This window comes from Thalassobius sp. MITS945101, from assembly GCF_047123305.1.
In the GTDB taxonomy this organism is placed as follows: Bacteria; Pseudomonadota; Alphaproteobacteria; order Rhodobacterales; family Rhodobacteraceae; genus Thalassobius.
In genome coordinates, this window is sequence record NZ_CP138918.1 from 2834382 (window position 1) to 2847665 (window position 13284).

The 13284-nt window shown below is 60.0% G+C and carries 14 protein-coding genes; 4 read left to right on the forward strand and 10 right to left on the reverse strand.

The window, feature by feature from the left end; all coding sequences use genetic code 11:
- Positions 1–2: 2 nt before the first annotated feature.
- The 6 genes from SIC14_RS14100 to SIC14_RS14125 form a co-directional block, all read right to left on the reverse strand.
- Positions 3–389 carry a VOC family protein gene (locus SIC14_RS14100; protein ID WP_412562556.1) on the reverse strand — a complete coding sequence of 129 codons (387 nt, stop codon included), beginning with the start codon at positions 387–389 and terminating at the stop codon, positions 3–5.
- 4 nt (positions 390–393) lie between these two features.
- Positions 394–1218, reverse strand: coding sequence for an arginyltransferase (locus SIC14_RS14105; protein WP_412562557.1), 825 nt, complete (start codon positions 1216–1218; stop codon positions 394–396).
- A 172-nt stretch (positions 1219–1390) separates the two neighbouring features.
- Positions 1391–1840 (reverse strand): RDD family protein, encoded by a 450-nt coding sequence (locus tag SIC14_RS14110; RefSeq protein ID WP_412562558.1) that lies wholly within the window; start codon positions 1838–1840, stop codon positions 1391–1393.
- 87 nt (positions 1841–1927) lie between these two features.
- Positions 1928–2419 (reverse strand): DUF2852 domain-containing protein, encoded by a 492-nt coding sequence (locus SIC14_RS14115; protein ID WP_412562559.1) that lies wholly within the window; start codon positions 2417–2419, stop codon positions 1928–1930.
- Positions 2420–2532: 113 nt separating this feature from the next.
- The gene (locus SIC14_RS14120; protein ID WP_412562560.1) at positions 2533–2976 is read right to left on the reverse strand and encodes a DUF2852 domain-containing protein; all 444 of its coding nucleotides are present in this window, start codon (positions 2974–2976) and stop codon (positions 2533–2535) included.
- 275 nt (positions 2977–3251) lie between these two features.
- Entirely contained in the window at positions 3252–4016 is a 765-nt protein-coding gene (locus SIC14_RS14125; protein WP_412562561.1) for a MipA/OmpV family protein, read from the reverse strand.
- 187 nt (positions 4017–4203) lie between these two features.
- Here SIC14_RS14125 and SIC14_RS14130 point away from each other — a divergent pair, with 187 nt between their 5' ends.
- Positions 4204–5346, forward strand: a complete 1143-nt coding sequence (locus SIC14_RS14130; RefSeq protein WP_412562562.1) for a helix-turn-helix domain-containing protein — start codon at positions 4204–4206, stop codon at positions 5344–5346.
- Positions 5347–5384: 38 nt separating this feature from the next.
- Here SIC14_RS14130 and SIC14_RS14135 read toward each other — a convergent pair whose 3' ends face one another.
- Both SIC14_RS14135 and SIC14_RS14140 read right to left on the reverse strand, forming a co-directional pair.
- Entirely contained in the window at positions 5385–5924 is a 540-nt protein-coding gene (locus SIC14_RS14135) for a YbaK/EbsC family protein (RefSeq protein WP_412562563.1), read from the reverse strand.
- Positions 5921–6589: an NAD(P)H-dependent oxidoreductase gene (locus SIC14_RS14140; RefSeq protein WP_412562564.1), complete on the reverse strand. Its 669-nt coding sequence runs from the start codon at positions 6587–6589 to the stop codon at positions 5921–5923. Before SIC14_RS14140 ends, SIC14_RS14135 begins: the two co-directional genes overlap by 4 nt.
- Positions 6590–6636: 47 nt before the next feature.
- Here SIC14_RS14140 and SIC14_RS14145 point away from each other — a divergent pair, with 47 nt between their 5' ends.
- Both SIC14_RS14145 and SIC14_RS14150 read left to right on the forward strand, forming a co-directional pair.
- Positions 6637–9438 (forward strand): glutamine-synthetase adenylyltransferase, encoded by a 2802-nt coding sequence (locus tag SIC14_RS14145; protein ID WP_412562565.1) that lies wholly within the window; start codon positions 6637–6639, stop codon positions 9436–9438.
- On the forward strand, positions 9431–9727 hold the full coding sequence (locus SIC14_RS14150; RefSeq protein WP_412562566.1) for a hypothetical protein: 297 nt from the start codon (positions 9431–9433) through the stop codon (positions 9725–9727). Before SIC14_RS14145 ends, SIC14_RS14150 begins: the two co-directional genes overlap by 8 nt.
- Positions 9728–9737: 10 nt before the next feature.
- On the opposite strand, the gene eda is transcribed toward SIC14_RS14150, so the two are convergent.
- A complete protein-coding gene (gene eda, locus SIC14_RS14155; RefSeq protein WP_412562567.1) occupies positions 9738–10376 on the reverse strand; it encodes a bifunctional 4-hydroxy-2-oxoglutarate aldolase/2-dehydro-3-deoxy-phosphogluconate aldolase in 639 nt (212 codons plus the stop codon).
- A 34-nt stretch (positions 10377–10410) separates the two neighbouring features.
- Positions 10411–12219, reverse strand: a complete 1809-nt coding sequence (edd, locus tag SIC14_RS14160; protein WP_412562568.1) for a phosphogluconate dehydratase — start codon at positions 12217–12219, stop codon at positions 10411–10413.
- A 361-nt stretch (positions 12220–12580) separates the two neighbouring features.
- On the opposite strand from edd, the gene SIC14_RS14165 reads away from it, so the two are divergent.
- Positions 12581–13261 (forward strand): DUF6778 family protein, encoded by a 681-nt coding sequence (locus tag SIC14_RS14165; protein WP_412562569.1) that lies wholly within the window; start codon positions 12581–12583, stop codon positions 13259–13261.
- Positions 13262–13284: the final 23 nt, after the last annotated feature.

A 13284-nucleotide genomic window follows, 5' to 3' on the forward strand; every position in this document is an offset into this window, starting at 1 on the left:
CTTCAGGACGTGAACTGCAGCAGATCCCAGCGGTTGCCGAACGGATCGCGCCAGACCGCAACTTTCCCGTAAGGCTCAAGGCGCGGTGCCTCTTCAAATTCGACGCCGTTCGCCAGCATCCGTGTATGGTCACGGTCGAAGTCATCGCTGTTCAGAAAGAACCCGACCCGTCCGCCGGTCTGATTGCCGATGGCGGCCTGTTGCCTTGCATCGACGGCCCGGGCAATCAGGATGGCGGTGTCGCTGCCGGCTGGGGCAATGCGAACCCAGCGTTTGCCGCCGCCCATGTCGGTGTCTTCTAAAAGGGAGAAGCCGACCTGATCGACATAGAACCGGATTGCCGCGTCATAGTCGGGCACAACGAGGGTGAATAATGAAATGTTCAGCATCGGATCAGCGTTTGACCGGATGGCTCATGTCAGGGAGGGAAATGTTGGCCACCTGTTCCGCAATCGGATCGGACGACAGCGGGTGCAATTCTGACGAATAGGCCTCTTCGCCTTTGAAGTCTTCCCAGGCGCCAGCCCGGAATACCTGCAAGCCTTTGAACTTGGATTTATAGCCCATCTTGGCGCTGCCCAGCACCCAGTAGCCCAAGTAAACATAGGGCAGGCCAGATTCTTTGGCGATTTGCAGATGATCCAGAATGACAAAGGTGCCCAGCGAGTCAGCACGGCGTTCCGGCGCGTAGAACGAATAGACCATCGAGGTGCCATCATCGAGGAGGTCTGTCAGGCAGACTGCCACCAGTTCCCCGGTCTGGCTGTCGGCATATTCCACCACCCGCGTGCGGATCGGGGTTTCCTCGATCATTGCGGCAAATTCGAACACATCCATATCCGCCATGCCGCCGTCGGCGTGACGGCTGTCGAGGTAGCGGCGGAACAGTTCAAACTGTTCCTCTGTGGCCCAGGCGGAGGTGGCACGGCGCACCAGTCCGGCGTTGCGACGCAGGGTGCGGCGCTGGGTTTTGTTCGGCGCAAACTGCGCCACATCGATCCGCGCTGAAAGACAGGCAGCGCAATCGGTGCAGGAGGGGCGATAGAGTACATTTTGCGACCGGCGGAAACCCTGCTTGGACAGGCTGTCATTCAGCTTGCCTGCGGTATCGCCCTGCAATGCGGTGAACAACTTCCGCTCCATCCTGTCCGCCAGATAGGGGCAGGGCTGTGGGGCCGTCACATAAAACTGCGGCGCAAGAGGTAAAGTATGTCTCATGTACTCAATAAATACCCGGGTTCGTGGCGCAGGTTAGCAGTCTAGGGCGTTTGCGTCGAGAGTCGAGAGATTGACGTTGGAAAACCGGCAAACGTGTCGTTTCAGCCGCCCTTTGGCATAGCAAAGACCCGCCCAAAGGGGCGGGTCATGACAGGTTATTGGGGTATTTGGATCAGGCGCGAGCGGCCCGGTTGATCGCAACAGAGCCCAGAACATGGTCCGTCAGGCCCTGTCCCTTTGCGCTGGTCAGCATCAACACCACCGAGATCAGCTGAAGAATCGGGAAGGCAAAGCTGATCGTCAGGCCCAGAGTGTGCAGGAAAGCGCTGCTCAGATCGAAGCGCTGGCCGTCCGATTTGCGGAACTGGATCGCCAAAATACGCATGCCCAGCGTGGCCGATCCATTGGTGATGGTGATGACCCGGTAGGCAAACCCCACCACCAGCATCAGGAAGGGAAAGAAGAAGATCCCGGTAAACGCGGTGAAGGGCAGGATCATCACACAGATCAGCGCAATCACGAAGGTGTCGATCAACCAGGCCAGAAAGCGTTTGGTGGTGACGTCCTGATAAAAGGCAGGTTGCGTTTCGGGGTCGGGCAGGTGCCAGTCATACCGGCTCATTGTCTTGTCCTTTTCAATGAAGGGGAGGGGCGCGCCCCGCGGCTTGGCCTGCGGGGCACAGAGGGGCACTGGGGGAATGGCAGGGGATCAGGCGTCTTCGGGATCGTAGATTGTCTGATTGGCCGGGGTGACTTTGGCGTTTTTAGCGCGGTCTTCCATGAACTGGTCGAACTCGGTCTTGTCCTTGGCGTCGCGCAGGCGGGACAGGAAGGATTCAAACTGGGACTGTTCGGCTTCCAGACGGTTCAGCAGGTCGATGCGATAGGCGTCAAAGCTGGCGTTGCCACTGGATTTCGGCACCTCAGGCAGGTCGTCCTGCGGCTTCAGCGCGTCCACGGCTTTGGTCAGCGGGGTGCCTTCGTTCAGCCCCATGATCTTGGACCATTGCACGGCAATCACGATGCCCAGGGCCAGACCGGCCGGCCAGAACTGGACCAGGGCTACAATGGTCACCGGGATCGAAAACCCGGCAAAAAAGACCAGAGAAACAATGCGCAGCGAGGTTGATGGCTGGTAAGGCGCGTGATCGCGCGCGTATCTTTGAGAATGAGGTATTTGGTTTTGAAATGTAGAGGTCATCTGTCTGTCCATCGTCGTGGTGCATGTGCCTTTGTGGCAGGCTTTCTATGCGGTTTCATGGGGCGGGTGGCCAGATCCGGCCACCCGTTGACCGTTATGCGGTCGCGGTTTAGTTAGGCGTTTTCGCGGGGCGCCTTGTCGTCGGCGTCATCGGCGTCGTCCGCATCGGCCTTGTGGGCGCGGTCTTCCATGAACTGGTCGAACTCGGCCTTGTCCTTGGCTTCACGCAGGCGCTGCAGGAAGGATTCAAAGTCGTCCTGTTCCTGTTCCAGACGCGACAGCGTGTCGGCCTTATAGGCGTCAAAGGCGCTGTTGCCGCTGGATTTCATCGCGTGGAACCCGTGGCGGGTGCGGGATTTGCAGGACTTCGAGAACATTTTCTTACTCCAGATCATGTAGAACAGCAGGGCCAGACCAACGGGCCAGATAAAGACGAACCCAAGCACCATGGCGGCGATCCAGGCTCCTTTGCCTTTGCTGTCAAGCCAGGCCTCGGAACGGGAAAACCAGCCCATGCGTTCGGGGGAAGCGGTGGTATAGGCGGCGGCGGGTGTCATCAATCTCTCCATGTGTTTGTGTATGTGAATGTCTTTCACATTGGATAGATTGGGGTTTTGGCTCTGGCTTGCAAGGCTTTATGTGAATGTTTTTTACATTAACTTACTTTGTCGTTTGTTTTTAAATGGTTGCGTGTTGTAGTTTTGCTGTAGAAGATCGGCGGTTTGAGTGAACGATCACATTCGCACAGCTTTTATAGTGCCGCTGCGCACTAAAAACAGCCCCTGCACCGGGCAGGGGCTGCTGATTTTCTTTTCGGCTGCCGGCTTTGGGATTAGAACCGGTACAGGACACCGAGGTTCAGCGTAGAATTTGTCGCCTCGTCAACAATGGGGCTGTTTTCCATTGTCCCCAGATCTTCGAAGGAAAATTCGCCCACTAGAATAACGTTCTGTGTCAGCGCGTAGCTGCCACTCAGGCTGGCAAATCCGGTTGTAGTGGCTTCTGTATTATAGGCAGTCCAAGTGGTGGTGGCTTCGGCGGCGCTAACCCCGAACATATATTGGTTCAGCGATTTGCTGCGATGGCGGACGCCCGCCTTGGCTTCGAATTGCAACTGATTGAGCGCAAAGCCGACACCAACGGCGGCGGAGGCTTCATAGCCGTTGTGCACGCCCGAGATGTCGCCCAGCACCTCAGCCTCGCCAAACAGGTTGCGCATGTTGTGTCGGCCGCGCAGGCCCAGTTCGAAGGCCATATCACGATCGAGCGTTGCAAACGCCCCCTCGGTGCGCAGGCCAGGATCCAGTCGTGGGGTGAGCAACACCGAGAGCTTTGTGCCGTCTGCCATTGGATTGGCGGCGGGGCGGATGTGATAGGCAAGGCCTTCGGTCACAGACAAATGGACCCGCGCGCTGTCATAAGAGACATAGGGCAACAGCGTGGCGCCGCTGTCGATGCCTGCATAATGCCCATTCTCGGTCGAAACGATCAGACCGGCGGTCCATTGTCCGGCGCTTTTTTGCCCCTCTGCCACAGCAGGGCCCGCCATACAAACAAGCGATGCCAACAACAGGAGCGACTTAGAAAGGTGGTTCATAACGTGTGTTTCCTTGCGTTTTCCAAAGCCTGTGCTTTGCGCGCCTTCCTGTCAGATCTGCACCTGCCGCATCGTCCGGCCTCTCTGGGACGTACAAAAATATGTCCGTGCCGTGCAGGTCGGACATTTCGAACTGGAAGCTTCCGATAGGATTTGTCAGGTAAGGGGCGACAATTGGAGCCCGCGTATGATTGACCCCAACGCCCTGTCAGTTCTGATTTCCAGCATGGTGCTGTCTGTGGCCCTGTTTGGAGTCGCCTATTGTATGACGCAGCATCACGACAGACCGCTGTTTCGCACCCTCGCCTGGTTTCTTGCGGCCCTTGGCTGCACCGAGGCCGGTATCGCGCTGGGGCCGGTAGCGGCCGATCCGCAGCTTCAGATTTTGCTGCATGCCCTGTGGATGGTGGGGATCGTTTCTGTTGCACCGTTCATGTGGGCCTATGTGCGTGCACTGACAACCAACACGCCGCTGACGCCGCAGCGATTTGCCAGACATGCCGCCTTGCCGGCGCTGGGGCTGCTGGCCTTTCTCTGGGTGGCAATATCCCCGCCCGACGTCCGGTTGCACCTGCTGCCAGATCCCAGCGCCATACAGGGCAGTTCAGACTATTTTCGTGGCCGTTGGTTTGAAACGGTGTTCCTGGTGGTTCCGCTGCAATGGGTGTTTTACCTGTCAGACATCGCCCGTTTGATGCTGCGCTACCGGTCGCAGCTGATGAACTACTTCGCCAGCACCGAGCAACGCGAGCTGCAATGGGTGGCGGTTGTGATCGGGCTCTATGCGATCTTTCTGGTAGGCAATATCGCGTCGTTGTTGTTCGAGCTGGCGACCGGTCGTCCGGGCCTGCCGCAGAACCTGGCCGCGTTGCATGGGCTGGTGCTGGCCAGCGCCTTTACGCTTTGGGGGATGCGGCAGCGCCGCACGCTGCCAGACAGCGCCGAGGCCGCAACCGACAGCCCGCAACGCTATGTGAAATCCGCTTTGCCCAAGGACATGTCCCTGCGCATTGCGGCGCAGCTGCACAAGGCCATGGCCGAGGACAAACTGTACCTGGATGCCAATCTTTCGCTATGGGGGTTGGCGCGCCACATCCGCGCGTCTGAGCGGTACGTCACGCAGGTTTTGAACGAAGAGATCGGGGAGCACTTCTTTGATTTTGTAAACCGTCACCGGATCGAGGCCGCTCAGCACCGGTTGCAGGACACCAGTGAAACCATTCTCTCCATTGCTTTTGAGGTTGGGTTTAACTCGCGTTCGTCTTTCTACACTGCGTTCAAAAAGGTCACCGGCGTCACCCCCAGCGGCTACCGCAAGTCACAGGTGTGACGCGGACAGCTGCGCATGGGGCAACACCGGCAGGATCGTCACTCGGTTTCAACAAAATCCGCGATCTGCGCTTGCGGGACACCTTCTTTTCCGGGCCAGCCGTCTGCAATGCGGGGCGGTGGCTGCGTCGAAGGCAAGGTGAGATGTTGCGCGACATCTGCTGACGTCATCTCAAAAATATGATGAGGCGTGCCAGCTGCAGCCCAGATGGTGTCAAATTCCAGCAGCCGTGGGTCTAAAAAGGCGCGGATCGGATTCAGGTGCCCGATCGGGGCCACCCCCCCAATGGCAAAGCCGGTCTGGGCACGGATCAGCGCCGCATCGGCCTTGCCCAGAGGTTCGCCGGCCAGCGTGCTGGCCTTGTCGGCACAGACCTTGTTGCCACCCGCGGTAAGGAACAAAATGGCCTCGCCGCTGTCTTCGCCCCGAAATATGATCGATTTGGCGATCTGGTCCAGATGACAGCCCGCCGCCTCTGCCGCCTGTGCCGCGGTGCGGGCCAGACCCAGCTCTTTCACCTCGGTTTCAATGCCTGCCTCTTCAAGGGTGCGTTTGACACGTTTCAGGCTTTTGCTCATTGGTCTTTCCACTTCTCTAAAGCGCGCTCTATCCGCGCGACAAATGCATCGGCGCGAGGCTGGGTGACAGCTTCGGCCTTGTAAAGCGACAAAAGCGTGAAGCGGGCTTTGGGGGCGCAGGCTTTGATCAGCCCCCACTTCAGGGCGCGCCCGACAGGACGGCGCAGGATCAGCCAATCAATCCACGCGGGGCTGCCCAATGTGGTGACCGCCAGAACCTGTTTCAGATTGTGCAATCGGGGGCTCAGCGCTTTCAGGGCAGGATCATGGTCATAGGCCACGCCGGGTAGGAACCGGCGGTCGATCCAGCCCTTAAGCATTGCGGGCAGTCCAAACCACCAGGTTGGAAAGACCAGCACCAGCGCCTCAACTTCTTGCAGTCCCGTGGCATCTTCAAACGCTGTTTCATAATAGCCCTGCCGTTCCTCCGCCGTCAGACGCGGGTCAAATCCAGCGCGGTAGAGGTCCAGAAACTGCACCTCATGCCCCAATGCTTCGGCCTTGGCTTTGGCTGTCTGTGCAAAATGCGCGTTCAGGCTGTCCTCCAGGGGGTGTGACAGGACAATGAGGGTTTTCATGGTGCGGGCCTTTTCTGTGTTGCGGCGATCTAGCCCTATGCTGGCGGCCTGTGCAACCTCACCTGTTTTGACAGTTGCGTGCTGCAACCCTTTGTCCTCTTGACGCTCCCTTTGGGGCATGGCCATCTGCGCATATGAATTTTGCCTCCCGCATCACCCGCCAACCCATTGCTTTTGACCCAGACCTCGGCGCAGAGGCGCTGGAGGGATTGCCTGATTTCGGGGCTGAGGTGAATGGGCTGATCCACGGGGTTGCGGGCTGTTCGCCCTATCTGAAGTCGTTGCTGTCAAAAGAAGGCGAATGGATTGCCGCTGCTATGGACAATCCCGAGGCGGCGGTGACTGGCGAACACAATGCCCTGCGCAATTGCCCGCCGGACCAACTGCCAAACGCCTTGCGACAGGGCAAGCGGCGTATCGCCTTGTTGGCAGCTTTGGCTGATTGCGGCGGTGTCTGGGCGTTGGAACAGGTGACTGGCGCGCTGACCGATTTTGCTGACCTGTCGGTGCATCTGGCGCTAAGGGCGACCATTGGCCAAGAAATCAAGCGCAAGAAACTGCCCGGCGCGGTGCCGGAAGACGCTGAACACGCGGGCGGCATGGTGGCGCTGGCGATGGGCAAGATGGGTGCGGGCGAGCTGAATTACTCTTCCGACATCGACCTGATCTGCCTGTTTGACGAAAGCCGTTTTGACCGTGACGACTACCACGATGCCCGGGCCTCTTTTGTGCGGGCCACCCGGCGGATGGCGGCGATGCTGTCGGATCTGACAGGCGATGGCTATGTGTTCCGCACCGATCTGCGGCTGCGGCCTGATCCGGCGGTCACACCGGTTTGCATGGCGATGGCGGCGGCAGAGACCTATTACGAAAGCCTTGGCCGGACATGGGAGAGGGCCGCCTATATCAAGGCGCGGGCCTCAGCCGGAGATCTGGGGGCAGGGGATGCGTTTTTGCAGACGCTCCGGCCCTTTGTCTGGCGCAAGCATCTGGATTTTGCTGCCATTCAGGACGCCCACGATATGCGGCTGCGAATCCGGGAACACAAAGGTCTGGGCGGCGCTCTGGAACTGCCGGGGCACAATATGAAACTGGGCCGTGGTGGCATCCGCGAAATCGAGTTTTTCACCCAGACCCGCCAGCTGATTGCCGGTGGTCGCGACACGGATCTGCGGGTGCGTGGCACGGTGGAAGGGTTGAAGGTCTTGGCCTCGAAGGACTGGATCACGCCGGAGGTGGCGGAGAAGCTCACCGATCATTATCGGTTCCATCGCACGGTGGAGCACCGCGTGCAGATGGTGAATGACGCCCAGACCCATGCACTGCCGAAATCGCCTGAAAACATGCAACGGCTTGCCCTGTTCCTGGGCCGTGATCAGGCTGAGCTGGAAGCAGAACTGCGGGCGCGGCTGGAAGAGGTGCACAGTCTGACCGAAGAGTTTTTTGCCCCTGACGCGGCGGATCCCGCCGCTTTGCAGCCAGCCTTCGATCCCTCTAGCATCAGCCGCTGGAGCAGTTATCCCGCCTTCCGCTCGGCGCGTGCGGTTGAGATATTTGAGCGGATCAAACCCCGTCTTTTTGCCCAGTTGCAGCGTGCCGCCAAACCGGATGAGGCTTTGGCCGCGCTTGATGGGTTTCTGGCCGGATTGCCGGCGGGCGTGCAGCTGCTGTCCCTGTTTGAGGCCAATCCGCAGCTGATCGATCTGCTTGTGGACATTGTCGGCTCTTCGCCTTCGCTGGCGACCTATCTGTCGCGCAATTCGGGGGTGTTTGATGCGGTGATTGGCGGATCCTTCTTCGCCGATTGGCCGGGGCTTGCAGCCCTAAAGGATGATCTGGCGCATCGTCTGGCAGAGGATCCGGACTATGAGCACAAACTGGATCAGGCGCGGCGCTGGTCGAAGGAATGGCGTTTCCGGATCGGGGTGCATCACCTGCGCGGGCTGATCGACGCGAATGAGGCGGCGGTCCATTACGCAGAGCTGGCCGAAGCCACGCTGGCCGCGCTCTGGCCTGAAGTTGTAGCGCAGTTTGCCCAGAAACACGGGCCCGCGCCGGGGCGCGGGGCAACGGTGCTTGGCATGGGATCTTTGGGGGCAGGGCGGCTCAACTCGACCTCGGATCTGGATTTGATTGTGGTTTATGATGCTGATGGGGTGGATTTCTCTGAGGGGCGCAAACCTTTGGCGGCGCGGACCTATTACGCCAAGCTGACACAGGCGATGGTGACGGCGGTGACGGCGCAGATGCCGCAGGGGCGGCTTTATGAGATCGATATGCGGTTGCGTCCCTCGGGCACGCAGGGGCCGGTGGCGACCTCACTGGCGTCATTCCGTGATTACCAGACCCATGAGGCCTGGACCTGGGAACATCTGGCGCTCAGCCGGGCCCGTGCCGTTGCTGGCGCAAGGGAGGTCGCGGATGACGTGGAGCAGGTGCGCCGTGATGTTCTAGCCTTGCCACGTGAACGGGCCAAGGTCTTGACCGATGTGGCTGAAATGCGGTCGCGCATTGCGGCCGCCAAACCACCTTCGGGGCCGTGGGATGCCAAAATCGGACCGGGCCGTTTGCAGGATGTGGAGCTTTTGGCGCAGGCGGGTGTTCTGGTCTCGCAACAGCCCGCCCGTTCGGTGCCCGAGGCATTGGCGGCAGCTGTAGAGGCCGCGCTGATTGCGCCAGAAGAAAAGGAACGGCTGTTGATGGCCTATGATCTGTGTTGGAAGGTGCAGATGGTGAGCAAACTGATCAGCGATCACGCGCTGGACCCCGACGCGATCGGGGAAGGCGGGCGTGCGCTCTTGTTGCAGGAAACCTCGGAGCCTGAGGTGGCGCCGTTGCAGGCAAAACTGTTTGAATTGTGCGAAGCAGCCGGGCGGGTGATCGACAACGTGTTGATCCGCGAAGGTGGACAGCTTTTGGGGTCTCGACATGAGTGATCATCGCAACGTCACAGAGCGCAATCCAAATGACCCCAAAGGCCTGATCCGCGAAAGCTTCCGAATGGAAGGGGTTACGGTGGAGGAATGCCGCTCGATCTTCCTTGACTGGGCGTTGAGCCTGCCGGAGGGCATCTCGCAGCAACAGGCCGCTACCGCTTTGCTGGCGCAATATGGCAGCGGGCAAGCGGCGCATCCGATGTTTCCGGTGCTGACGGCGGCAACCGAAGCCCCTGCCAAAGCAAAACGCCGCGGCGGCTGGCGCGCGCGGCGTTCTGACATGTCGTAAACGGTGGAAGTTAGCCGAGTTTGGCTGCGTCCGCCGCCAGTGCCTCGATCCCCGCCCAGTCACCGGCCTGCACCTTGTCTTTGGGCGCAACCCAGCTGCCGCCAACACAGGCGGTGTTCGACAGGCTGAGGTAATCCATCGCGTTTGTCGGGCTGACCCCACCGGTGGGGCAGAACAGGATCTGCGGCAGAGGGGCGCCGATGGCTTTCAGCGCAGGGGCGCCACCATTGGCCTCAGCCGGGAAGAATTTCTGCACCCGGTAGCCACGTTCCAGCAGTTTCATCGCTTCGCTTGAGGTTGCAGCGCCGGGCAGGATCGGCAGGCCGATCTCTTCGCAGGCCTCCAGCAGCTTGTCCGTGGCGCCGGGCGCAACGGCGAACTGCGCACCAGCCTCTTTGGCCGCAACCGCATCGGCGCGGGTCAGCACGGTGCCTGCGCCGACAATGCCGCCTTCGACCTTGGCCATCTCACGGATCACATCCAGCGCGGCGGGGGTGCGCAGGGTTACCTCCAGCACCGGCAGGCCGCCGGCAACAAGGGCCGCAGCCAGATCGCCTGCGGTGGCTGCATCTTCCACCACCAGCACAGGGATCACCGGCGCAGTACGGCACAGTTTTTCGGTAAAGACGGAAGCCTCTTCAGGGGTCATCACATCATCCTTTGAGTAAAGTTATTGCGCAATCTCACACAACCACAGCCGCGCCGGTATCGGCATGGCCCACCACGCGGCGGAAGGGTTCAAACAGTTCACGGCCAATGCCATGCGAATTGTCACTGAGGTCCGGCTGACGTGCTTCGCGGGAGGCAAAGCCTTCGGCCAAGTTTTCCAGCGTGCCGTTGGTGGCATCTACGCGGATCAAATCGCCGTCCTGCACCTTGGAGAGCGGCCCGCCCCCCAGTGCTTCGGGGCTGACATGGATCGCTGCGGGCACTTTGCCCGAGGCACCCGACATGCGGCCATCGGTGACCAGCGCCACCTTCAGCCCGCGGTCCAGTAGCACCGATAGCGTGGGGGTCAGATTGTGGAGCTCCGGCATCCCGTTGGCACTGGGGCCCTGGAAGCGGACCACAACCACAGTGTCCTCGGTGAACTCATTTTTCTGGAAGGCTTCTTTCACCGCCTGCTGGCTTTCGAACACCCGCGCCTTGGCCTCGATCACATGCAGCTCTGGCGCAACGGCGGAAACCTTCATCATGCCGTGGCCCAGATTGCCCTTCAGCTGTTTCAGACCACCAGAGGGCTGGAACGCTTCGGCCACTGGGCGCAGGATCTTTTCGTTCTGGCTTGCGCGGGGGCCGGGTTCATAGGAAACACGGCCCTCTTTCAGTTTGGGTTCCTGCGTGTAACGGTTCAAACCGTCACCGGCGGCGGTTTTCACATCCTCATGCAGCAGCCCGTTTTCCAACAGCTGGCCGATCATATAGCCAAGGCCACCCGCCGCGTGGAAGTGGTTCACATCGGCCAGACCGTTGGGATAGACCTTCGCCAACAGCGGCGTGGCCGAGGAGAGATCGTCAAAGTCCTGCAGATCCAGCAACACGCCCGCGGCCCGCGCCATCGCTGGCAGGTGCAGCACGAGGTTGGTGGAACCACCGGTCGCCATCAGTCCAACGATGCCGTTCACAAAGGCACGTTCGTCAAGGATCTGTGACACTGGCCGGTAGTCGTTGCCCAACAGAGTGTTCGCCAGCGCCTGTTCTGCGCCCGCAACGGTCAAAGCGTCCCGCAGCGGCGTGTTGGGGTTCACGAAAGAAGATCCCGGCAGGTGAAGCCCCATGAACTCCATCAGCATCTGGTTCGAGTTGGCGGTGCCGTAGAAAGTACAGGTGCCCGGACCGTGGTAGCTGGCCATTTCGGCCTTCATCAGCTCTTCACGGCCAATGTTGCCTTTGGCAAATTCTTTGCGCACCCGCGCCTTTTCATCGTTCGGCAGGCCTGAGGTCATCGGCCCCGCAGGCAGGAACAATCCGGGGATATAGCCAAAGGTAGCCGCACCGATGATCAGACCCGGCACGATTTTATCACAGACCCCGAGGTACAAGGCGGCGTCATAGGTGTTGTGGCTGAGCGCCACACCAGCGGCCAGCGCAATCACATCCCGCGAAAACAGCGACAGTTCCATGCCGACCTGACCCTGGGTGACACCGTCACACATGGCTGGGACACCGCCTGCCACCTGCGCGGTCGCGCCGTTCTTACGCGCGGTTTCGCGGATCAGCTCGGGATAGCGTTCATAGGGTTGATGCGCTGACAGCATATCGTTGTAGGCGGTCACAATCCCAAGGTTCGGGGCGCGACCTTCGGCCAGTCGGGACTGATCGCCGGCCATAGCTGCATAGGCATGGGCCTGGTTGCCGCAGGTCAGATGGGCGCGACGCGGCCCTTCCTCGGCGGCTTGCGCCATACGTTTGAGATAGGTGGAGCGGGTGTCCTGACTGCGTTCACGGATACGATCTGTAACCCGGGCGACAACGTCGTTCAGCTGGGGCATGGGAACCTCTTGGGGCCTTGGGGCAGGCGCAACATGTCTCTGTTGCGCCCCCTATGCCATGTTAGCGATAACAATTCAAGCTGTATTGCAGACAAATCTTTGTGGGGCAGGGGCGCTGCTGGTCTACACCAACTAAACCCGTTAGGGCAGGAAAATTGGTGCCTTGCTCGGCGCAATTGGTATCGGATCAATGGCGCCTTGTTGGCAAAGTTGTCAGAAAACACGCCCCTGAATGATCCCAGCAAATTCGTAAATCCGACCCAAGCCTGCCCCAATTGCGCCCGAATCTCGGATCAAATTTAAGACAAATCACAACAAAGGGTTCGCTCACACAGGTTGAGACGCCCTGAGGAGTAGGCAGATGAAAACGCTTCGTATGATCGCACTGATGGCAATGGGCCTGGGACTGTCGGCCTGTGCATCGGTAGACACCGCCAGCCGGAACGCCCCGCTGGACTTGCCCCAAATGGCTGCCCCGGTGGCGCAGGTGGTTTCGGTCGTGGACTATGACATCACCGTGTCGCGCAAACTGCGGGTCTCGGAGGCCAACACTTACTACCCGCTCGGCGATATCGTCTGGCGTGGCGAGCGGATCAGCGATCGCCATGCGCAAGTGGGCCGTATCTTCCAGGAAGCGGTCACCAAGGTGCAGGCGGAAAACGTCGACGGGGCGCTGCCGGTTGCGGTTGAGCTGAACGTCACCCGTTTCCACGCGCTGACCGAAAAAACCCGCTACACCATTGGCGGCGTGCATTCGCTGGAATTTGAAATGACCGTGCGCAATCCCACCACCGGTGAAATCCTTGTGCCCACCCGTGAGGTCAAGGCTGACCTGCGTGGCTTTGGCGGCAGCAAGGCGATCAGCGCTGAACAGATGGGGCTGGGCCAAAAGGTCCGCATCACCCATCACCTCGCCAATGTGATTGCCGATGAACTGGCACTGCCCGGTTCCACCCCGACCGAAGTGACCGAACTGGTCGATGGTCTGGAGGTCAACGTGACCCCCGAAGATGACAGCACCGAGGTGGTTCTGCGCTTCTAAGCACGATCGATCCGGTCAAACGG

Bases quoted from the DNA above. Each gene is read 5' to 3' on its own strand.
- SIC14_RS14100 (WP_412562556.1), bottom strand. From the start codon at position 389: ATGCTGAACATTTCATTATTCACCCTCGTTGTGCCCGACTATGACGCG.
- SIC14_RS14105 (WP_412562557.1), bottom strand. From the start codon at position 1,218: ATGAGACATACTTTACCTCTTGCGCCGCAGTTTTATGTGACGGCCCCA.
- SIC14_RS14110 (WP_412562558.1), bottom strand. From the start codon at position 1,840: ATGAGCCGGTATGACTGGCACCTGCCCGACCCCGAAACGCAACCTGCC.
- SIC14_RS14115 (WP_412562559.1), bottom strand. From the start codon at position 2,419: ATGACCTCTACATTTCAAAACCAAATACCTCATTCTCAAAGATACGCG.
- SIC14_RS14120 (WP_412562560.1), bottom strand. From the start codon at position 2,976: ATGACACCCGCCGCCGCCTATACCACCGCTTCCCCCGAACGCATGGGC.
- SIC14_RS14125 (WP_412562561.1), bottom strand. From the start codon at position 4,016: ATGAACCACCTTTCTAAGTCGCTCCTGTTGTTGGCATCGCTTGTTTGT.
- SIC14_RS14130 (WP_412562562.1), top strand. From the start codon at position 4,204: ATGATTGACCCCAACGCCCTGTCAGTTCTGATTTCCAGCATGGTGCTG.
- SIC14_RS14135 (WP_412562563.1), bottom strand. From the start codon at position 5,924: ATGAGCAAAAGCCTGAAACGTGTCAAACGCACCCTTGAAGAGGCAGGC.
- SIC14_RS14145 (WP_412562565.1), top strand. From the start codon at position 6,637: ATGAATTTTGCCTCCCGCATCACCCGCCAACCCATTGCTTTTGACCCA.
- SIC14_RS14150 (WP_412562566.1), top strand. From the start codon at position 9,431: ATGAGTGATCATCGCAACGTCACAGAGCGCAATCCAAATGACCCCAAA.
- eda (WP_412562567.1), bottom strand. From the start codon at position 10,376: ATGACCCCTGAAGAGGCTTCCGTCTTTACCGAAAAACTGTGCCGTACT.
- edd (WP_412562568.1), bottom strand. From the start codon at position 12,219: ATGCCCCAGCTGAACGACGTTGTCGCCCGGGTTACAGATCGTATCCGT.
- SIC14_RS14165 (WP_412562569.1), top strand. From the start codon at position 12,581: ATGAAAACGCTTCGTATGATCGCACTGATGGCAATGGGCCTGGGACTG.